An 18,882-nucleotide genomic window follows, 5' to 3' on the forward strand; every position below is an offset into this window, starting at 1 on the left:
GCGTGGGAACGATCATCTACCTGAGACTCCCCCGCAACGCCCCCACTCGCTCCTGCAACTGCGCAGGCGTCGCCGCCTCCACCGTCACCGGCTCACCCGCCACCAGCACCACCCGCGACCAGATCCGGTGAAAGAAGCCCTTGTTCGGATCGCGGCTGAAAAAGCTGCCCCACAAGCCCTGCAACGCCATCGGGATCACCGGCACCGGCGTCTCCTCCAGAATCCGCGTCACGCCACCGCGAAACTCGTTCATCTCACCGTCCGCGGTCAGCTTGCCTTCCGGGAAAATGCACACCAACTCGCCGTCCTTCAGGTACTGCGCAATCCGCGTAAAGGCCTTTTCGTAGATCTGGATATCTTCGTTGCGCCCGGCAATCGGAATCGCCCCGGCGGTACGGAAGATAAAGTTGAGCACCGGCAAACGGTAGATTTTGTAGTACATCACAAAGCGAATCGGCCGACGCACCGCGCCGCCGATCAACAGCGCATCCACAAACGACACGTGGTTGCACACCAGCAAGGCCGCGCCTTCATCTGGAATCAACTCCAGGTTGCGGTGCTCCACGCGGTACATGGAATGGCTGAGCAGCCAGATCATGAAGCGCATGGTGAACTCGGGGACGATCTTGAAGATGTAGGTGTTGACCGCGATGTTGAGCAGCGACACCACCAGGAACAACTCGGGGATCGACAGCTTGGCCACGCTCAGCAGCAGGATCGAGACGATGGCCGAGACCACCATGAACAGCGCGTTGAGAATGTTGTTGGCGGCGATGACCCGCGCGCGCTCGTTCTCGGCGGTGCGCGACTGGATCAGCGCATAGAGCGGCACGATATAGAAGCCACCGAACACACCCAAACCGAGGATATCGAACAACACCCACCACGCCTGACCGTAGCCGAGCACCGCCAGCCAGTCGTTGGCCTGCACATTCTGCGGGAAGCCGCCGGAGTGCCACCACAGCAGCAGGCCGAACACCGTCAGGCCGAACGAGCCGAACGGCACCAGGCCGATTTCGACCTTACGCCCGGAGAGTTTTTCGCAGAGCATCGAGCCCAGGGCGATGCCCACCGAGAATACGGTGAGGATCAACGTCACCACGGTTTCGTCGCCGTACAACCATTCCTTGGCGTAGGCCGGGATCTGCGTGAGGTAGATCGCGCCGACAAACCAGAACCACGAGTTGCCGACAATCGAGCGCGACACCGCCGGCGTCTGCCCCAGGCCCAGGCGCAAGGTGGCCCAGGACTCGCTGAAGATGTTCCAGTTCAGCCGCAATTGCGGCGTAGACGCCGCCGCGCGCGGAATGCTGCGGCTGGCCAGGTAACCGAGTACCGCCACGCCGACAATCGCCGTCGCCACGATTGGCGCGTAATGGGTGGACGACATCATGATCCCGGCGCCAATGGTGCCTGCCAGGATCGCCAGAAACGTGCCCATTTCTACCAGGCCGTTGCCGCCCACCAGCTCATCGTCGTGCAGGGCCTGGGGCATGATCGAGTATTTCACCGGGCCGAACAGCGCCGAGTGCGTGCCCATGGCAAACAGCGCCAGCAGCATCAGTTCCAGGTGGTTGAACAAAAAGCCGGTGGCGCCCACGGCCATGATCACGATCTCGCCAATCTTGATCGCGCGGATCAATGCGTCCTTGTTGAACTTCTCGCCGAATTGCCCGGCCAGCGCCGAGAACAGGAAGAACGGCAGGATAAACAGCAAGGCGCACAGGTTGACCCAGATCGAGCGATCACCGTCGATGGTCAGCTTGTAGAGAATCGCCAGGATCAGCGATTGCTTGAAGATGTTGTCGTTAAAGGCGCCCAGCAACTGGGTGATGAAAAACGGCAGAAAACGCCGTGTGCGCAGCAAGGTGAATTGTGAGGGGTGGCTCATCGTCCGTGTTCCTGCGTGGCCTGTAGGCTATTGTTGATCTTCAGGCCACGACTTTACCTAATCCCGCTTACTTATTCGCTAGCCCCGCAATGCAAGGTGAAACAAAAAGCTCGCCTTTATACGCGCCCTGCACCGTGCGCGAGGCCACGATCAGCCACATCAACGCCAACGCCGCCACCAGCACACTGCCGAATACGCTGAAGAAACCCAGGTGCAGCAGGCTGGCGAGCTTCAATGTCGCCAAGGCGTAGACGCCCAGTGGGAAGGTAAAACCCCACCAACCCAAGTTGAATGGAATGCCGGCACGCAGGTAACGCAGGGTGATCAACACGGCGATCAGCATCCACCACAAGCCGAAGCCCCACAGGGTGATGCCGGCCACCAAGCCGAGGCCGTTGGCCATTTCGCCGACGCCCGGCAAACCATTGGCGGCGAAGATCGCGGGGGCGTCGCCGCCCAGCAACAGCATGCCCAGCGCACCGGTGCCGATAGGCCCGAGGGCCAGCCAGCTCGACGCGGCCATGTTGGCGTGGGGCAGCTTATGCAGGGCCATGCGCAGCATCAGGATGGTCAGGATGCTGAACGCCACCGGCAGGGAAAACGCCCACAGCACGTAGCTGGTCACCAGCATCACCAGTTGCGAATGCGCGTCGGCCAGGTGCGGCGCCAGCAGGCCACCGCTGGCGGCGGCGACTTCGGCCGCCACCACGGGCAGCAGCCACACGGCGGTCATCTGGTCGATGCTGTGCTCCTGGCGGGTGAACATCATGAACGGAATCAACACGCCGCACGCCAGCGCCATCGCCACGTCCAGCCACCACAAGGCTTCGGCCAACGGCACCACATCGGCGCCCCAGCGCGGCAGGCCGAACAGCAGCAGGCCGTTGATAATCGTCGCCAGGCCCATGGGAATGGTGCCGAAGAACATCGACACCGTGGAATGCCCGAAAATGCGCCGCGCCTCGTGGAAAAACATCAGCCAACGAGCCGCGTACAACACGCTGAACAGCACAAACAGGCCGACAGTGAACATCCACAGGCCTTCGGCAATCGCGTGCACGCCGGGCAGATTGATCGGCAATTGGGCCAGGGCAAGGGCCAACACGCCGGTGCCCATGGTCGCGGCAAACCAGTTGGGGGTGAACTGGCGAATCACTTCCCGTGGACGGGTCAAGTGACTGAACGGTTTATAGCTGATGGTGCTTGAGCAGGTCATGTCTGTAATCCTCTTCCTCGCATGAGGTTGAGACCATCATAGAACCTGATCGAATATCTATATAACGGGTAATATCTCTAACTGTTATCTACTTTACCAATATACAGACACTCACTCGATCGCAGCCTTGGCCAGCGCCGCACGCTGCAGCAGCAACCCGGCCAGCGCTCCAAGGGCCAGCACGATCAGCACGGCGCCGTAACCATCGGTGGTGGCGATCAGGCCAAACACCCGGCTCAGGTTACCCGCCAGCAGCGCCGGCACGCAGAACGCCAGGTAGCTCAGAACATAGAACGCCGACATCAAACCGGCGCGCTCATGGGGCAGCGCCAAGCCCACGATGCTGCGCACACTGCCCATGAAGCCGCCGCCAAAACCGAAGCCTGCGATGACACTGGCGACAAAAAACAGCCACAGACTGGCGCTCTGCACCGCGACCAACAGCAAGGCCACGCCCACCGCCAACAGCACCGCCGAAAGACGCATGACCTTGTCTGCCGGGTGTTCGCGCAGGCTGTAAATCATGACCGCACCGCTCAGGGTCACGACTGCCACCAAGCCGCCGCCGATCAGGTGCGAAGTCGAGCCGGTTGAAGCCCGCACCAGCGAAGGTGCCAGGGACGAAAAGAACCCGCCCAACGCCCACACCGCCACGTTCAGCGGCATCGCCAGCCACAAGGCCCGGCGTGCTCGCTCGGGCACATGCAGGGTTGGCGCCAATGACTTAAACGCCCCCGGAATGCGGCTGACGGTTTCCGGCAAGCGCCACACGTAGAGCGCTTGCAGCACCATCAAGCCCAGCAGCGTGAGGTAAATCAACTGGGTCGGGCGTGGTGCGTATTCGACGAGCAAGCCGCTGCCCAGAGCGCCACTGGCCATGCCTAAAAGCGGCGCGAGGCTGTTGAGCATCGGGCCGCGCAGGCGGTCGGTGTCCAGCAGCGTCGCCGCCAGCACCGCCGTCGCCGTGCCGGTGGCAAAACCTTGCAGCGCTCGGGCGGCAATCAGGTAGGCGGTGCTGTCAGCGTTGATAAACATCAGCATCGCCACACTATTAAGCAGCAGTGCAGCAAAAATCACCGGCCTGCGCCCCAGGTAATCCGACAATGAACCCACGGTCAGCAGCGCCGCCAGCAAGCTCACGGCATACACACCGAAGATCACCGTCAGCATCGCCGCGGAAAAATGCAGGTTGTCCTGATAAACCTGATACAACGGCGTCGGTGCGCTGGACGCAGCGAGGAAGGTCAGCATCGTGATGACCAGGAACGCCAGGCTGGAACGTTGAGAAATGACGCTAGGCATATGCACACTCCGCTAAAGCTAATATTTTGCTTTTGCAGAGTGTGCTACCGGGAAGCGCTTAAAGCAAATTCTTTGTGTTAAGGTTTTATCCATGGCGATTAAAGAAGGCCTTCGCCCGGGGGGCCGCAGTGCCCGGGTTCAAGAATCAGTGCATAACGCAGCGCGCGAATTGCTGGAAGCCCATGAGCGTTCCAGCGTAACTGTGCCAATGATTGCTGCGCGCGCGGGCGTTACGCCGTCGACCATCTACCGACGCTGGGGCGACCTTTCCGCGCTGCTCGCCGACGTGGCGCTGGAACGCCTGCGCCCCGACAGCGAGCCCGCCAACACCGGCAGCCTGCGCGGCGACTTGCGCGCGTGGGGCGAACAGTATCTGGATGAAATGAGTTCCGAGCTGGGCCGCAACATGATGCGCGACGTGCAGTGCAGCCATCCCAGGGACTATTGCAGCAACATTCTGATGGGCCAGATGCAGGTTATTCTCGACCGTTATCAGGGCGGCGCAGATGTGCTGCCGAGTCTGGACCGACTGCTGAATCTGATTGCCGCGCCGACGGTGTATCGCAGTTTGTTTTCCAGTGCGCCGTTGCCGGTTGAAGAGCTGCATGAATTGATCGAACTGGCACTGCAGGGATAAAGGCCAAACACAAAACCAAATGTGGGAGCGGCGGTGCGACGATTCGACTTGCTCGCGAATGCAGGGGATCAGTCACACGATGTATTGACTGATTCACCGCATTCGCGAGCAAGCCCGCTCCCACATTTTTTACCCTGTGTAATCGACGCTTACGTTCGCATCCCACGCCCACTCACCAGCAACCGCGCGCACCCTACATACAGCACCACGGTCGCCACCAACATAAAGGTGATCGCCACGCTGATCTTGATATCCGACACACCCAAAATGCCGTAGCGGAACGCATTGACCATGTGCAGCACCGGGTTGGCCAGCGACACGGTTTGCCAGAACGGCGGCAGCAAGGTGATGGAGTAGAACACCCCGCCCAGGTAAGTCAGTGGCGTCAGCACGAAAGTCGGGATGATCGAAATATCATCGAAATTGCGTGCAAACACGGCGTTGATAAAGCCCAGCAGCGAGAAGATCGTCGCCGTCAGCACCACCACCAGAAGGGTGACCCCAAGGTGATGCACTTGCAGGTGGGTGAAGAACAGCGACAGCAAGGTCACGATCACGCCGACCATCAAGCCGCGCAGCACACCGCCCAAGGTGTAGCCGATCAGAATCGTGTGTGGCGACACCGGCGAGACCATCAGCTCTTCAATGGAGCGCTGGAACTTGCTGCCGAAGAAGCTGGAGACCACGTTGCCGTAGGAGTTGGTGATCACCGACATCATGATCAGGCCCGGCACGATGTACTCCATGTAGGTGAAACCACCCATGTCGCCGATCTGGCGACCGATCAGGTTACCGAAAATCACGAAGTACAGGACCATGGTGATCGCCGGCGGCAGCAGGGTCTGCGGCCAGATCCGGGTAAAGCGCTTCACTTCGCGGTAGACGATGGTTTGCAGCGCGACAATGTTGGGTTGCAGTTCGGAGCTCATACCGCCACCTTCGCCAGATTTTTCTCCACCAGGGACACGAACAACTCCTCAAGGCGATTGGTTTTGTTGCGCAGGCTCAGCACTTCGATGTTCTGGGCTGCCAATTGAGTGAACAACGCGGTAATGCCCATGGCCTTGTCCACCTGGACTTCCAGGGTGTGGCCATCGACCAGCCGGCTTGGGTAGCCGAGCAATTGCGGCGCCACCGTCAGGTTGTTTTTCAGGTCGAGCAGGAAGGTTTCCACATGCAGCTGGCCCAGCAGGTTACGCATGCTGGTGTTCTCGACGATGGTGCCGTGGTCGATGATGCCGATGTTGCGGCACAGCTGCTCAGCCTCTTCCAGGTAATGGGTGGTGAGGATGATGGTGATGCCCTTCTCGTTCAGCTCGGTGAGGAAGGTCCACATCGAGCGACGCAGTTCGATGTCCACACCTGCGGTCGGCTCATCGAGGATCAGCAGACGCGGTTCGTGCACCAGGGCGCGGGCGATCATCAGGCGGCGCTTCATGCCACCGGAGAGTGAGCGCGACGGCACGTCACGCTTGTCCCACAGGCCCAATTGGGTCAGGTACTGCTCGGCGCGTTCCTTGGCGATTTTCGCCGGGATGCCGTAGTAGCCCGCCTGGGTGACGACGATGTCGAAGGTTTTTTCGAACTGGTTGAAGTTGAATTCCTGGGGCACCACGCCGATGGAGCGCTTGAGCGCCGCCGGGGATTTATCCAGGTCATGGCCAAAGATATTCACCGAACCGCTGGTCTTGTTGACCAGAGTGGAAAGGATACCGATGGTGGTGGATTTGCCGGCACCGTTGGGGCCGAGCAAGGCGAAGAAGTCACCTTCGGCAACGTCCAGATCGATACCACTCAGGGCCTGGAAACCGTTGCCGTAGGTTTTGGTTAGCTGCCGGATGGACAGAGCGGAACTCATATCGGAATACGCACCAAAGAAGGGAATAGAAAGAATAGATGAGGGCGCAGCCCAGGTAGTTCAACGGCGGCGCATGACAGGCATGGTGCTTGCCCGCGCCGCACAAGTACAGTCACCCGTATTAATAGTGGGTATTAAGTCAACGCGGTCATCACCGCTTTGCGGTACGCCGGCCGCTGTTGCAAGCGTTGATACCAGGCCTCTAGATGGGGCATCGAAGGGCGTTCGATGGGCATTTCAAACCAGGCGTAGATAAAGCTGCCCAAAGGGATATCGCCCATGCCGATTTCGTTGCCGGACAGGTAAGGTTGCTCGGCCAGGGCTTTGTCCACGGTGCTCAGTGCATCGATACAGGCTTGGCGCCCGGCGTTGATGCTGTCCCAGTTCTGTTTTTCCGCCGGGGTGCGCAGGATGCCCCAGAACACCGCCTTGAACGGTTCGGCGAGGGTTGAGGTGGTCCAATCCATCCACTTCTCGGCATTCGCCCGCGCTTGCAGGTCGCTCGGGTACCAGCTCGACGCCTGCTTGGCGCAGAGGTAGCGCACGATGGTGTTGGATTCCCACAGCACAAAGTCGCCATCTTCGATCATCGGCACCCGGCCATTGGGGTTCAACGCTCGATATTGCGGGGTGTCGACCACACCAAAAGCCCCGCCCGCATCAATTGCCTCATAGTCCAGGCCGAGTTCCTCGGCGCACCACAGTGCTTTCCTGACGTTTGATGAATTTTTACGACCCCAGATTTTCAGCATGACCGCGCCTTATTGTTGGTGAACATGGCTTGATGAACGCAGCAGCATACGCCGGTTCACGCGCGGCTTAAATCGGTCTGCCTATCGCCCAACTGTTGCGGCATATCTTCGGCGAACAGGTGCGGGTAACACTGCTGAATATGCGCGAAGAAAAACGCTTCGGGCACGTCGGAAAACTGCCCGTGGTCCAACACATACTCCATCGAACGCTGGCCCTGGCGATTAAACGTGTGAAACACGCTGTCGTGAATGCCATCGAACGCCAATGGCGGCACATCGAACACTTCGCACAGTTGGCTGTTGAACGCCGGGGTGGCCTTGACCCAACGGCCGTTCAAGTACAACTCGGTATAGCCGTGCATGGCGAACACATCGCTTTTGAGCAAGGCGATCAGGCGCGGCGTCGACAGATGATTGCGCACGTCCGCGAGGCCGATGCGCGCCGGGATCCCGCAGTGGCGGGCGCAGGCGGCGAGTAAGGTGGCCTTGGGCACGCAGTAACTCTCACCGACCGCCAAGGCGAAGCTGGCGTTCAAGGTGCCTGGGTCGCGGCTGAAGGTGTAGGGGTTGTAGCGAATCGACTCACGCACGGCGTAATAAAGACTGACTGCCTGGTCACGCAAACCCGCGCTGGGACCGCGATGTTTTTCAGCGAACTCCACCACCGCAGGGTGGTCACTATCGATGAAGCGGCTGGGATTCAGGTACGTATCCATGCGCGTTATCTCCGAAGGAAGGCTTGAGTCTAACCACAGGTCTACCCTTGCGATAACGACGATTCGGCCAAATGTCGGCGCCTGGTGATCGGCGCCCGCTGTACAACTCGTTACACCCTGATCACCGCGCTTTTTCGGATGCCGACTAAGCTCCATGGTGGTTTCGCCCCTGGTTTCACGGAGGATTGAATATGCTGTTGTTGTGGATACTGGTTCTGGTGGTCGGCATTGCCTACCTGGCACACCGCCGCACCGCGCCCCTGCCCGCCTTGGGCGTGGTCGCCGTTTACCTGCTGGCGATGGGCGCCTGGAGCCACGCACCGGGTTGGCTGCTGCTGATCTTCTGGGTGTTGATCGCGGCCGTGGCCCTGCCCTTGCTGCTGCCCGACCTGCGCCGCCAATACTTCACCAAGCCGCTGTTCAGCTGGTTCCAGAAAGTCCTGCCGCCGATGTCCGAGACCGAGCGCGACGCGATTGATGCCGGCACCGTGTGGTGGGATGGCGAACTGTTCAGCGGTCGCCCTGATTGGGACAAATTGCTGGCCTACCCCAAGGCGCAACTGACCGAAGAAGAACAGGCGTTTATCGACGGCCCCACCGAAGAACTCTGTGCGATGGTCAGCGACTGGGAAATCGGCCAGGCCATGGACCTGCCGCCCGCTGCCTGGGAACACATCAAGACTCACGGCTTCTTTGCCCTGATCATTCCGAAGGAATATGGCGGCAAGGGCTTTTCCGCCTATGCCCACTCCCAAGTCGCGATGAAACTCGCGACCCGCAGCGGCGACCTGGCTTCTACCGTGATGGTCCCCAACTCCCTCGGCCCGGCCGAGCTGCTGCTGCATTACGGCACCGACGAACAACGCAACCACTACCTGCCGCGCCTGGCGCGTGGCGATGACATTCCGTGTTTTGCCCTGACCGGCCCGCTGGCCGGCTCGGACGCGGGCGCCATGCCTGACACCGGCGTGATCTGCAAAGGTGAATGGGAAGGCAAGGAAACCCTTGGCCTGCGCCTGAACTGGGAAAAACGCTACATCACCCTCGGCCCGGTCGCGACCTTGCTCGGTTTGGCCTTCAAGGCGCATGACCCGGACCACTTGCTGGGCGATAAAGAAGACTTGGGCATCAGCCTGGCGCTGATCCCGACCGATACCCCAGGCGTGGAAATCGGTCGCCGCCACTTGCCACTGGGCGCCGCGTTCATGAACGGTCCCAACTCCGGCAAAGATGTGTTCATCCCCCTGGAGTTCCTCATCGGTGGCCAGGAAATGCTCGGCAAGGGCTGGATGATGCTGATGAATTGCCTGTCGGTAGGCCGCTCGATTTCGCTGCCTGCGGTCGGCACCGGCGCGGCCAAGTTCACCAGCCTGGTGACCGGCCAGTACGCCCAGGTGCGTGAGCAGTTCAATGTGCCGCTGTCGGCCTTCGAAGGCATTCAGGAAGCCCTGGCGCGTATCGGCGGCAACGCCTGGCTGATGGACAGCGCGCGCATGCTCACCGCCAACGCCGTGGACCTGGGGGAAAAACCCTCGGTGCTGTCGGCGATCCTCAAGTACCACCTCACCGAGCGTGGCCGCGAGTGCATCAGCCACGCCATGGACGTGCACGGTGGCAAGGGCATTATCATGGGCCCGAACAACTACCTGGGCCGTAACTGGCAGGGCGCGCCGATCTTTATCACCGTGGAAGGCGCGAACATTCTGTCGCGCAACCTGATGATCTTTGGCCAGGGCGCGATTCGCTGCCATCCGTTCGTGCTCAAGGAAATGGCCCTGGCCGGTCGTGAAGACCGTGACCAGGCGCTGAAGGAGTTCGACGGCCTGCTGATGCAACACATCGGTTTCGCCGTGAGCAACGCCGCCAGCACCCTGGTGCTGAACCTGGGCGTGGGCCACTTTGAAAAAGCCCCGGGCAACCGCCTGAGCCAAGGTTACTTCCGTGCACTGAACCGTCAGGCCGCTGCGTTCGCCCTGCTCGCTGACCTGAGCATGATGCTGCTGGGTGGCGAATTGAAACGCCGCGAACGCCTGTCGGCGCGCCTCGGTGACGTGCTGAGCCACATGTACCTGGCCTCGGCCGCACTCAAGCGTTATCACGACCTGGATTCGCCGGACCACCTGGAGCCGCTGTTCGCCTGGGCCATGGAAGAAAGCCTCGGCGAGTCCGAACGCGCGCTGGATGAGCTGCTGAGCAACTTCCCGAACAAGGTGCTCGGTTGCCTGCTGCGGGTGATCGTGTTCCCGTTCGGGCGTCGCCATACCGGGCCGTCCGACGCACTGGATGCCGAAGTGGCCGCAGTGATCGGCCGCGCCAAAGGCGACCCGACCCTCGAAGAACTGCTGGCGGGCTGCTACCGCCCGCAATCGGCGGAGGATCCGGTCGGCGCCCTGCAGCATGCCTACGACCTGCTGGGCGCCAGCCATCCGCTGCAGAAAAAACTGCATGCGGCGCTGAAAAGCGGCCAGGTCAAGCCGTCTGCCGGCGAACATGCCATCGACGCCGCACTGCACGCCGGGGTGCTGCAACCGGCCGAAGCGCAAACCTTGCGGGACGCTGAAGCGGCACGCCGCAAGGTGATCGACGTGGATGATTTCAGCAAGGAAGAGCTGACCCAGGCTGAGGGTAAAGTCCGCTAACCGCTCATACCCATACAGCGAAGGTCATATAAATACGGGCGCGTGAGCTATATACTCTCGCGCCCGTTTTGCTTTGAGGACTTATCTCGTGTCCAACGTCGTTGCCGATCATCTCGTCTTGCTCGACCACTTGCGCAGCATCCTGGTTGCCGTCGGCGAAGCCGAACAGGTGCCCGAGGAAAGCCACACCCTGTTCCTGGAGCGTTTCGACGAATTGCGCGCCCTGCTGCCCATCGACCCGATTGAAAGCCAGTACCTGGGCCAGGACCTGATGAGCCAGGTCATCCTGCGCTACCCGCAAATCGCCCACCTGGTGCCGCGCGACCTGCTGTGGTTCTTCGGCGGTGACTGCCTGCACTTCATGCCGGATGAAGAACTGGATCTGTACCAGGCCCTGGAAGAACGTCGCTTCGAAGCCGAACAGAACGACGAACCGTTCGACTGGAACCAGGAAAAACAGCTGCTGGCCATGCCGCAGGATCAGAGCAAGCACTGATCAGCAGGCCACAACAGAACTAAATGTGGGAGCGGGCTTGCTCGCGAATACGGTGGATCAGTCAACATTTTTGGCGACTGACACACCGCATTCGCGAGCAAGCCCGCTCCCACAGTTTTTACCGCGCAGCTATCGACGGCGCAGGGTAGGCTCGCGCGCCATACACTCCACCAAATAATCAATAAACACTCGCAACTTCGGCGGCAGATATCGCGTCGGTGAATGCAGCAACCATGCCTCGCCGTGGTACGACGCAATAAAGTCCCACTCGGGCAACACCTGCACCACACTCCCCGCCTCCAACGCATGCCGCGCCGTGAAATACGGCAAGCTGCCAATGCCCACATGCTGCAACACCGCATCCAAGCGCACGCCGGTGTGGTTCGCCGCATAGCGCCCGCGCACGCCAACCGTTACGGCCTTGCCGCCCTGGCGGAATTTCCAGCGCGAATCGCCTGGGGTTTCACCGAGATAGATGCAGCTGTGCGCCAGCAAATCATGTGGATGGCCAGGCGTGCCATGCTCGGCCAGGTACTGCGGCGTCGCACAGAGCAAGTGTTCAATGGGCAGCAATTGTCGCCCCACCAGCCCCGGTGGCGGGCTGTCGGTGATGCGAATACTCAGGTCGACATTGTCATCGATCAGGTCCACATGCCGGTCTTCAAGGATCAACTGCACATCCACCTTGGGGTAACGCCGCAGAAATTCCGGCATATGCGGGTGCACCACAAATCGCCCTACGGCCTTGGGCACGCTGACCCGCACCAGGCCTTCGGCTTCGTGAGTGAACTGGCCACTGATTTCCATCACCGAACGCGCCGCATTGACCATCTCCTGGCAACGCTTGAACACCTCTTCACCGCCTTCGCTGAGGCGCAATTTTCGCGTGGTGCGTTGCAGCAACCGCGTGGCCAGGGCCTTTTCGAGGCGCGAGATGCTGCGGCTCACCGCCGAAGGCGAAACGCTGAGTTGTCGCGCCGCTTCAGAGAAACTGCCGGTTTCCACCACTTTGACGAAGATCGCCATCTCGCCCAGCAGCGGCAAGGGAAGATTGATGCTCATGACGCACAGGTCCATTGATAATTGAGCGGATTATCACCCATTCGCGCACTATTTATACTGCCCGTAGAACCCTGATGCGGATGTAGATGATGACCGAACGCCTGTTTTTTACCCACGACCACCTGACCGCCGAGCTTGAAGTGCTGAGCTGTACGCCGCACGAGGAGCAGTTTGCCGTCACGCTGCAGTCGACGATTTTTCATCCGCAGGGCGGCGGGCAACCCTTCGACACCGGCTGGCTGGGCGACAGCCAGGTGCTGCGCGTCATTCAGGAAGCCGACCGCGTGGTGCACTATGTCGACCGGCCCGTAGAGCCCGGCCCGATCATTGCGCGGGTCGATGAACAGCGCCGCGCCTTGTACACGCGCCTGCATTCGGCCGGGCATCTGATTGGCAATGCCGGGGAAAGCCTGGGCTGGATGCCGATCAAGGCCCACCACTGGCCGGGCGAATGCAAAATCACCTTTACCCGTGGGCACGCGGCGCAAGCCATTGATGCCGAGGCAATTCAAACGCGGATCAACCAATGGATCGCCGAGGACCATGCGCGCCATATGACCCTGGAAGATGGCACGCGCAAAGTCGGCTTCGGCGAATTGCCCGCCTACGCGTGTGGCGGCACCCATGTGCAAGCCTTGAGCGAACTGGGCCACGTGACGATTCTGGCCCTGTCGGAGAAAAAGGGTGCGCTCTCGGTGCGTTACAGCCTCGACTGACAGCACAGCGGGCTCGCTGGTGATGCCACACAAGGGATCTTCGCTGCGGCTAGCCCGCCTGCCACATCAAACCTGCACACTCCCCAGCAGTGCATCAAACCGCAATCGCCCCCGCCCTCCCCGATTCCACCACAAACGACTTGAGCGTCGACACCGTCGCCGCCGGGTCACGTGGATCCGTAATCACCCGAAAGTTCGTCAGCATCTTCGACGCCTCAAGCTGCACCGACACATACCCCCGCTGACGACTGTCGAAGAACTTCACATGCGGGTTGAGCGGCAAGATCTGGCTGAACGCCTCAAACGGCGGACCATCGGAGGTCACCGAGCTGCCGACAAATTCGGTGGCGACGATGGGCGAGTCCGGGTTGTTGCCATCGGCGTGCAGGTCGGTGGTCCAGAACGAATGGATATCGCCGCCCCAGAACACCGGATTCTTGAGCCTGTGGCGCTCGATGGACGCCAGCATTCGACCACGATTGGCCATGTAGCCGTCCCAGCCATCGGTCCAATGCCCGACCTTGTGGTTGGTCAGGTCACGCTGGATCAGCGGCGCCACCAGCAAGTCCTGAGCGATTACATTCCACTGCGCCTGCGACTGGGCAAAACCCTGGTCGAGCCAGGCTTCCTGTTGCCAGCCAAGCATCGTGCGGCCAGGGTCGCGCAAGTCCTTGCAGGTGTTTGCCGCAATATGCCCCTGGTGACTGCCGTTGGCCTGGATACACGGTTGCTCGGAGCGGTACTGGCGGCCATCCAGCACATGAAAACGCGCCAGCCGGCCATAATCCAGGCGCCGGTAAATGCGCATGTCCGGGCCTTTCGGCACACTGCTGGCGCGCAGTGGCATATGTTCGTAAAACGCCTGGTACGCCGCCGCCCGTTGCCTTAAAAACTGTTCAACCGCAATCTTCGGGTCCTGGGACCAGCGGTTGGCGTAGTCATTCTGCACTTCATGGTCATCCCAGGTGGCCACGCTGGGTGCTGCCGCATGCAAGGCTTGCAGGTCCGGGTCGGTTTTATACAGCGCGTAGCGGTTGCGGTAGTCACTCAGGCTCACCGCGTTGCCGCTGCCGTGCGGGCGGATGATCTTGCCCGAGTCAGGCGCGTAGGAACTGTCGTAGATGTAGTCACCGAGGAAAAACACCAGGTCGGGTTGCTCCGCCGCCAGGTGGCGATACGCGCTGAAATAACCGCGTTCCCAATGCGAGCAGGAGACAAACCCCACGCTGGCCGCAGCCATGGCGTGCAGCGGCGGCGCGGTACGTGCCTGGCCCACCGGGCTTTGTGCGCCGAGGCCGTCGAACTGATACCAATACGGCCTGCCCGCCTGCAACCCCACAACCTCGACATGCACCGAATGGGCAAACCGCTCAGTCGCCATGACCTCGCCCTGCTGGACGATACGCGTCATCGCCGCATCACTGGCCACGCGCCAACGCACCGGCACGGCGCGGCTCAACCCGCCGCGCCCGTCCGCGGCATTGAACAGCGGCGCCAGGCGCGTCCAAATCACAAAGCCGTCCGGCAACGGGTCGCCGGAGGCCACGCCGAGGGTGAACGGGTAGTCCACACCGGCGCTGCGCGCAAACGGGCTGAGGATCGAAAACGCGGTGGCAACCGCCAGCCCGGCGAGTACGCGGCGCCGATCAGGGTCCACTGCGCCACTCACAACGCACGCTCCCAGTCGCCCAGACGCGAGCTGACCATGCCGATCAGCTCGCCGGTTGCTCGCACATGCATCCCGAGGTTCAGCACCTCACCGGCAGCGTATTTTTCGGCGATCCCGGCAATAAAGTCCTGGGCGGTCTGCAAGGTATAGGGCGACGGAATATTGGCCGTGTTGTCAGCAATTTTCGGCCCGTTGACGAGCAAATAAAGCGCCTCGGCCTGTTCCATTTGCAGCGCGCGCAATAGGAGTCGCGAAGTGGATAAATGCGGCAATGCAGTGGGCATACGAGCAGGCTCTCGAGATAAATTCTTCAAGAATGTAGGGCCATCATGTCAATTGCATTACGTCATAAAACTGCAAGGCGAATTCACTGTAAGACGCGTCCTAGAGCCTTTAAAACGTAAATTAAAGTTAACCATTCGGTCATTTTTGGTTGTTAGCGTGTCGCCCCTAATTCAATAACGGGGTAACAGAATGAGAACCTGGGATGAACCCAAGAAACGCAAGGCGCACATCGAGTTGATCCCGATGATCGACGTGATGATGTTCCTCCTGGTGTTTTTCGTACTGGTGAGTCTGAACGTGATTCCGGCACTCGGCATGAAGACCCAATTGCCCAGCGCCAGCAGTTCGCAGCAACTCAAACCGCAGAATAAATTCATCCTGACGCTGGGCCTTGAAGGTCAGCTGCAGCTCGATGGCAAGGACCTCACGGTCGACGCGTTGGTGCCGACGCTGAAGGCCGCCGAAAAGCCCGATACCAAGTCCACCATCATCGTCAACAGTGACAAAGGCGTGGAAGTTTCGCGCCTGGTGGAGGTCATGGACACCCTGCGCCTGGGTGGCTTTACCTCCGTGTCCATCGCTACGCGTAAGTCCTGATCATGTATGCCTTGTTTCGTGCGCGTCAGCTGCTGGGCAGTGTCCCGGCCCTGATCGCCCTGGTGCTGATTGCAATGGGCATCCAGTCACAGACATTGAAGGTCGAGCCGGTGTACGACGAATCGGCGGTCGAGTTGGCACTGGTCGAGCCTGAGCCTGAAGTGATTCCTGAGCCGGTGGTGGAGCAGGAACCGCCGCCACCGGTAATCGAGGACGAAGAGGCCGAACCGGCCCCACCGCCGCCGCCACCAAAGCCACTGCCAAAACCTGAACCCAAGCCCAAGCCGGTGCCCAAACCCAAGCCCGTCGTGGCCGCCAAGCCGACACCGACGCCCACGCCAGCCCCTGCGGTGGCCGCCAAGCCGGTACAGGCCGCCGTCGTTGCGCCACCTGCGCCGCCCGCCCCACCTGCGCCGCCCAAGGTCGACGGCCAGGCGCTGGAAGGCGGTTACCTCAAAGGCCTGCGCAACGAGCTGGACACCTACAAGCAATACCCCACCGGGCGCCAGGCGTCCCTCGAACGCCCGAGTGGCGAGGTGGTGGTCTGGTTGATGGTGGACCGCCAAGGCCGCGTCCTCGATTCCGGGATCCAGACCCCGGCGCCGAGCATGCTGCTCAATCGGGCCGCTACCAATAGCCTGCGCCGCATCAAGCAGGTCAAGCCGTTCCCCGAACAAGCCTTCGGTGGACGTAACGAGCAACGCTTCACCGCCACCTTCAACTACAGCGTGCAATAAGCACCCGACACCAGGACGACAGTGATGAGGTTCACCCGTATTCATCTGGCACTCGTTGCCGCGACGAGCATGACCCATGGAGTGGTCATGGCAGATTCCAGCGACAGTGACGTCGGCACGATCGGTGTACAGGGCAAGGCAACCGCGGGGGGCGGTTACATGGTCCAGGAAGAGAGCGCCAAGGGCCGCTCGACCATCACCAAGGAAGCGTTGGACAAACAGACCGCCACCGGCAACGCCATCGACAAGCTCAAGTACACGCCGGGCTTGAACATCTCCAGCGAGGACAACACCGGCCTCTCGGGTTTCCGCTTCACCATGCGCGGGATGAACTCCGACCAGGTCGGTATGTCGGTCGACGGCATGCCGATCAACGACTCCGGCAACTACGCGCTGTATTCGAACCTGCTGGGCGACCCGGAAAACATCGACCAGATCTTCGTCACCCAGGGTTCTTCTGAAGCGGACGGCCCGCACATCGGTTCCAGCGGCGGCAACATCGGCATCGTGACGATTCGCCCGACCAAGGAAACCGGTGCCTTCGTCAAACAAGTGGTCGGCAGCAATGCCACCCGCAAGACCTTTGCCCGCCTCAACACCGGTGAAGTCAACGGCCTGAGCAACTGGCTGTCGGCGTCCCACACCGAAGGCCAGATGTGGCGTGGCTCGGGTGCCGTGCGGGCGGACAAGGTGGAGTGGAACAGCTTCTTCGATGCCGGCAACGGCAACACCGCCAACCTGATCCTCAAGTACCACGAGCAGGACAACAACAGTTACAGCCAACTGACCAAGGCCCAGTTCCAGCAGTACGGGCGCAAGTACGACCCGTACCCGGCGAAACCGGCGCTGGGCGCCAACGGCAAAGTCAGCAGCTACTACGACCTGGCGCAGAACCCGTTCCAGACCTTCACCGCCGTGCTCAACACCCAGTACAAGCTGCGCGATAACCTGTCCCTCTCGGTGATCCCGTATTACTACTACGGCAACGGCAGCGGCGTGGGCTCCTCGGCCTATGCGCTGAACAGTGGCTCGAACAAGGGCGGCGTGTTCGACCTCGGCAACCTGCCGACGCAGGCCCAATACAACGCCGACGGTTCTGCCACCACCGGCGTTTATTACCGCCCTTCGCGCACCCAGACCTGGCGCCCGGGCATCACCACCAAGCTGAACTGGGACCTGGGCGACCACAGCCTGCAATTCGGCTACTGGTACGAACGCGCCCGCCAAAGCCAGACCCAGCCGTTCATTGCCCTCAAGAACAGCGGCAAGCCAAGCGACACCTGGCCGGACGGCAGCTCCGTGGTCGACGCCAACGGCAACACCGTACAAGGTCGCGACCGCTACACCGTAACCCCGGCGCAAAAAGTCTGGACCCAGGACACCTGGTACATCAACTCGGACTGGACGCTGATCGCCGGCCTTGCCTACATGAATGTCGAGCGTGAAGGCACCAACCACGGCAGCCTCACCGAGCAACCGGGCAAAGCCAACCAGACCTACAACAAGTTGCTGCCCAACGCCGGCCTGAAGTACCAGATCGACGAGCGTGACCAGTTGTTCTACAGCCTGTCGCGCAACATGCGTATTCCACAGAACTACGTGCTGTACGACAAAGGCGTCGGCTCGCTCGACTCCAAGCCTGAACTCAGCTGGAACCAGGAACTGGGCTGGCGCTACACCGGCGAAGACACCACCCTCGCCGCCACCCTGTTCTACATGCAGTTCAAGAATCGCCAGCTCACCTCGCTGGACAGCAACGGTGATTCGGCCGACATCAACGCCGGCACTGTCATCAACAAAGGTTTGGAACTGGAGTGGAGCGGCCAACTGCCCCACCACTTCAACTACTACACCTCCTACACCTACACCAGCTCCAAGCAACAGGACGACTTGACCGTCTTCAGCGCGGGCAAGCCCATCGTATTGCCCACCAGCGGCAAGCAGTTCGCCAACGTGCCCACCAACATGCTGGCGGCCAACATCGGTTACGACGACGGGCGTTTCTACGGCACCTTCGGCGGCAAGTTCACCAGCAAGCTCTACGGCGACCTGACCAACGATGAAGCGATTTCCGCGCGCACGATTTTCAACCTCGGCGCCGGTATCTACCTGCCCGTGGACAAAAAAGTCGTCAAGGACGCAACCCTGCGCCTGAACGTCGACAACCTGTTCGACAAGAAGTACCTGGACGGCGTGTACACCACCAAGACCAACTCGGCGAGCTACAGCGGTTTCCGCGATGGCGACCCGGCTTACATCGTGGGCCTGGACCGTACCGTTACGGTTTCCCTGGAAGCGAATTTCTAACT

16 protein-coding genes and 1 pseudogene are annotated in these 18,882 nt (G+C 60.9%); 7 read left to right on the forward strand and 10 right to left on the reverse strand.

Going from position 1 to position 18,882, the window contains the following annotated elements:
• Positions 1–16 precede the first annotated feature (16 nt).
• The 3 genes from HX783_RS22930 to HX783_RS22940 all read right to left on the reverse strand — a co-directional run bounded on the left by HX783_RS22930 (position 17) and on the right by HX783_RS22940 (position 4,409).
• The gene (locus tag HX783_RS22930) at positions 17–1,891 is read right to left on the reverse strand and encodes an MFS transporter (RefSeq protein ID WP_177018344.1); all 1,875 of its coding nucleotides are present in this window, start codon (positions 1,889–1,891) and stop codon (positions 17–19) included.
• Positions 1,892–1,958: 67 nt separating this feature from the next.
• On the reverse strand, positions 1,959–3,107 hold the full coding sequence (locus HX783_RS22935; protein ID WP_177018345.1) for a TDT family transporter: 1,149 nt from the start codon (positions 3,105–3,107) through the stop codon (positions 1,959–1,961).
• 111 nt (positions 3,108–3,218) lie between these two features.
• Positions 3,219–4,409 (reverse strand): MFS transporter, encoded by a 1,191-nt coding sequence (locus HX783_RS22940; RefSeq protein ID WP_177018346.1) that lies wholly within the window; start codon positions 4,407–4,409, stop codon positions 3,219–3,221.
• Between the two features lie 91 nt (positions 4,410–4,500).
• Here HX783_RS22940 and HX783_RS22945 point away from each other — a divergent pair, with 91 nt between their 5' ends.
• A complete protein-coding gene (locus tag HX783_RS22945; RefSeq protein WP_159955151.1) occupies positions 4,501–5,046 on the forward strand; it encodes a TetR/AcrR family transcriptional regulator in 546 nt (181 codons plus the stop codon).
• Positions 5,047–5,195: 149 nt separating this feature from the next.
• Here the strand turns inward: HX783_RS22945 and HX783_RS22950 are convergent, their stop codons facing one another.
• The 4 genes from HX783_RS22950 to HX783_RS22965 all read right to left on the reverse strand — a co-directional run bounded on the left by HX783_RS22950 (position 5,196) and on the right by HX783_RS22965 (position 8,372).
• Positions 5,196–5,975 (reverse strand): ABC transporter permease, encoded by a 780-nt coding sequence (locus HX783_RS22950; RefSeq protein WP_053255281.1) that lies wholly within the window; start codon positions 5,973–5,975, stop codon positions 5,196–5,198.
• On the reverse strand, positions 5,972–6,904 hold the full coding sequence (locus HX783_RS22955; protein ID WP_159955150.1) for an ABC transporter ATP-binding protein: 933 nt from the start codon (positions 6,902–6,904) through the stop codon (positions 5,972–5,974). Before HX783_RS22955 ends, HX783_RS22950 begins: the two co-directional genes overlap by 4 nt.
• 134 nt (positions 6,905–7,038) lie before the next feature.
• The gene (locus HX783_RS22960; RefSeq protein WP_177018347.1) at positions 7,039–7,656 is read right to left on the reverse strand and encodes a glutathione S-transferase family protein; all 618 of its coding nucleotides are present in this window, start codon (positions 7,654–7,656) and stop codon (positions 7,039–7,041) included.
• Between the two features lie 56 nt (positions 7,657–7,712).
• Positions 7,713–8,372, reverse strand: coding sequence for a transglutaminase family protein (locus HX783_RS22965; protein ID WP_177018348.1), 660 nt, complete (start codon positions 8,370–8,372; stop codon positions 7,713–7,715).
• A gap of 191 nt (positions 8,373–8,563) precedes the next feature.
• Between HX783_RS22965 and HX783_RS22970 the strand changes: the two genes are divergently transcribed.
• Both HX783_RS22970 and HX783_RS22975 read left to right on the forward strand, forming a co-directional pair.
• Positions 8,564–11,011, forward strand: coding sequence for an acyl-CoA dehydrogenase (locus tag HX783_RS22970; protein WP_177018349.1), 2,448 nt, complete (start codon positions 8,564–8,566; stop codon positions 11,009–11,011).
• 88 nt (positions 11,012–11,099) lie between these two features.
• Complete coding sequence (locus tag HX783_RS22975; protein WP_010567536.1) at positions 11,100–11,507, forward strand: PA2817 family protein; 408 nt, start codon at positions 11,100–11,102, stop codon at positions 11,505–11,507.
• Positions 11,508–11,636: 129 nt separating this feature from the next.
• Here the strand turns inward: HX783_RS22975 and HX783_RS22980 are convergent, their stop codons facing one another.
• The gene (locus HX783_RS22980; protein ID WP_177018350.1) at positions 11,637–12,569 is read right to left on the reverse strand and encodes a LysR family transcriptional regulator; all 933 of its coding nucleotides are present in this window, start codon (positions 12,567–12,569) and stop codon (positions 11,637–11,639) included.
• Positions 12,570–12,658: 89 nt separating this feature from the next.
• Between HX783_RS22980 and HX783_RS22985 the strand changes: the two genes are divergently transcribed.
• Positions 12,659–13,285: an alanyl-tRNA editing protein gene (locus HX783_RS22985; protein WP_177018351.1), complete on the forward strand. Its 627-nt coding sequence runs from the start codon at positions 12,659–12,661 to the stop codon at positions 13,283–13,285.
• Between the two features lie 94 nt (positions 13,286–13,379).
• On the opposite strand, the gene HX783_RS22990 is transcribed toward HX783_RS22985, so the two are convergent.
• Both HX783_RS22990 and HX783_RS22995 read right to left on the reverse strand, forming a co-directional pair.
• Complete coding sequence (locus tag HX783_RS22990) at positions 13,380–14,954, reverse strand: alkaline phosphatase D family protein (RefSeq protein ID WP_177018352.1); 1,575 nt, start codon at positions 14,952–14,954, stop codon at positions 13,380–13,382.
• Positions 14,955–14,974: 20 nt separating this feature from the next.
• Positions 14,975–15,238 (reverse strand): annotated as a pseudogene (locus HX783_RS22995) (GNAT family N-acetyltransferase); the annotation flags it as partial.
• Positions 15,239–15,428: 190 nt separating this feature from the next.
• Between HX783_RS22995 and HX783_RS23000 the strand changes: the two are divergent.
• Genes HX783_RS23000 through HX783_RS23010 form a run of 3 tightly spaced genes read left to right on the forward strand, consistent with a single transcriptional unit; the run spans position 15,429 to position 18,880 of the window.
• On the forward strand, positions 15,429–15,836 hold the full coding sequence (locus HX783_RS23000; RefSeq protein WP_177018353.1) for a biopolymer transporter ExbD: 408 nt from the start codon (positions 15,429–15,431) through the stop codon (positions 15,834–15,836).
• Positions 15,837–15,838: 2 nt separating this feature from the next.
• Positions 15,839–16,573, forward strand: coding sequence for an energy transducer TonB (locus tag HX783_RS23005; RefSeq protein WP_159955141.1), 735 nt, complete (start codon positions 15,839–15,841; stop codon positions 16,571–16,573).
• 24 nt (positions 16,574–16,597) lie between these two features.
• On the forward strand, positions 16,598–18,880 hold the full coding sequence (locus HX783_RS23010) for a TonB-dependent receptor (RefSeq protein ID WP_177018354.1): 2,283 nt from the start codon (positions 16,598–16,600) through the stop codon (positions 18,878–18,880).
• Positions 18,881–18,882: the final 2 nt, after the last annotated feature.

The sequence above is a fragment of the Pseudomonas sp. D2002 genome (assembly GCF_013385735.1).
In the GTDB taxonomy this organism is placed as follows: domain Bacteria; phylum Pseudomonadota; class Gammaproteobacteria; order Pseudomonadales; family Pseudomonadaceae; genus Aquipseudomonas.

Bases quoted from the DNA above. Each gene is read 5' to 3' on its own strand.
- HX783_RS22930 (WP_177018344.1), bottom strand. From the start codon at position 1,891: ATGAGCCACCCCTCACAATTCACCTTGCTGCGCACACGGCGTTTTCTG.
- HX783_RS22935 (WP_177018345.1), bottom strand. From the start codon at position 3,107: ATGACCTGCTCAAGCACCATCAGCTATAAACCGTTCAGTCACTTGACC.
- HX783_RS22940 (WP_177018346.1), bottom strand. From the start codon at position 4,409: ATGCCTAGCGTCATTTCTCAACGTTCCAGCCTGGCGTTCCTGGTCATC.
- HX783_RS22945 (WP_159955151.1), top strand. From the start codon at position 4,501: ATGGCGATTAAAGAAGGCCTTCGCCCGGGGGGCCGCAGTGCCCGGGTT.
- HX783_RS22950 (WP_053255281.1), bottom strand. From the start codon at position 5,975: ATGAGCTCCGAACTGCAACCCAACATTGTCGCGCTGCAAACCATCGTC.
- HX783_RS22955 (WP_159955150.1), bottom strand. From the start codon at position 6,904: ATGAGTTCCGCTCTGTCCATCCGGCAGCTAACCAAAACCTACGGCAAC.
- HX783_RS22960 (WP_177018347.1), bottom strand. From the start codon at position 7,656: ATGCTGAAAATCTGGGGTCGTAAAAATTCATCAAACGTCAGGAAAGCA.
- HX783_RS22965 (WP_177018348.1), bottom strand. From the start codon at position 8,372: ATGGATACGTACCTGAATCCCAGCCGCTTCATCGATAGTGACCACCCT.
- HX783_RS22970 (WP_177018349.1), top strand. From the start codon at position 8,564: ATGCTGTTGTTGTGGATACTGGTTCTGGTGGTCGGCATTGCCTACCTG.
- HX783_RS22980 (WP_177018350.1), bottom strand. From the start codon at position 12,569: ATGAGCATCAATCTTCCCTTGCCGCTGCTGGGCGAGATGGCGATCTTC.
- HX783_RS22985 (WP_177018351.1), top strand. From the start codon at position 12,659: ATGACCGAACGCCTGTTTTTTACCCACGACCACCTGACCGCCGAGCTT.
- HX783_RS23000 (WP_177018353.1), top strand. From the start codon at position 15,429: ATGAGAACCTGGGATGAACCCAAGAAACGCAAGGCGCACATCGAGTTG.
- HX783_RS23005 (WP_159955141.1), top strand. From the start codon at position 15,839: ATGTATGCCTTGTTTCGTGCGCGTCAGCTGCTGGGCAGTGTCCCGGCC.
- HX783_RS23010 (WP_177018354.1), top strand. From the start codon at position 16,598: ATGAGGTTCACCCGTATTCATCTGGCACTCGTTGCCGCGACGAGCATG.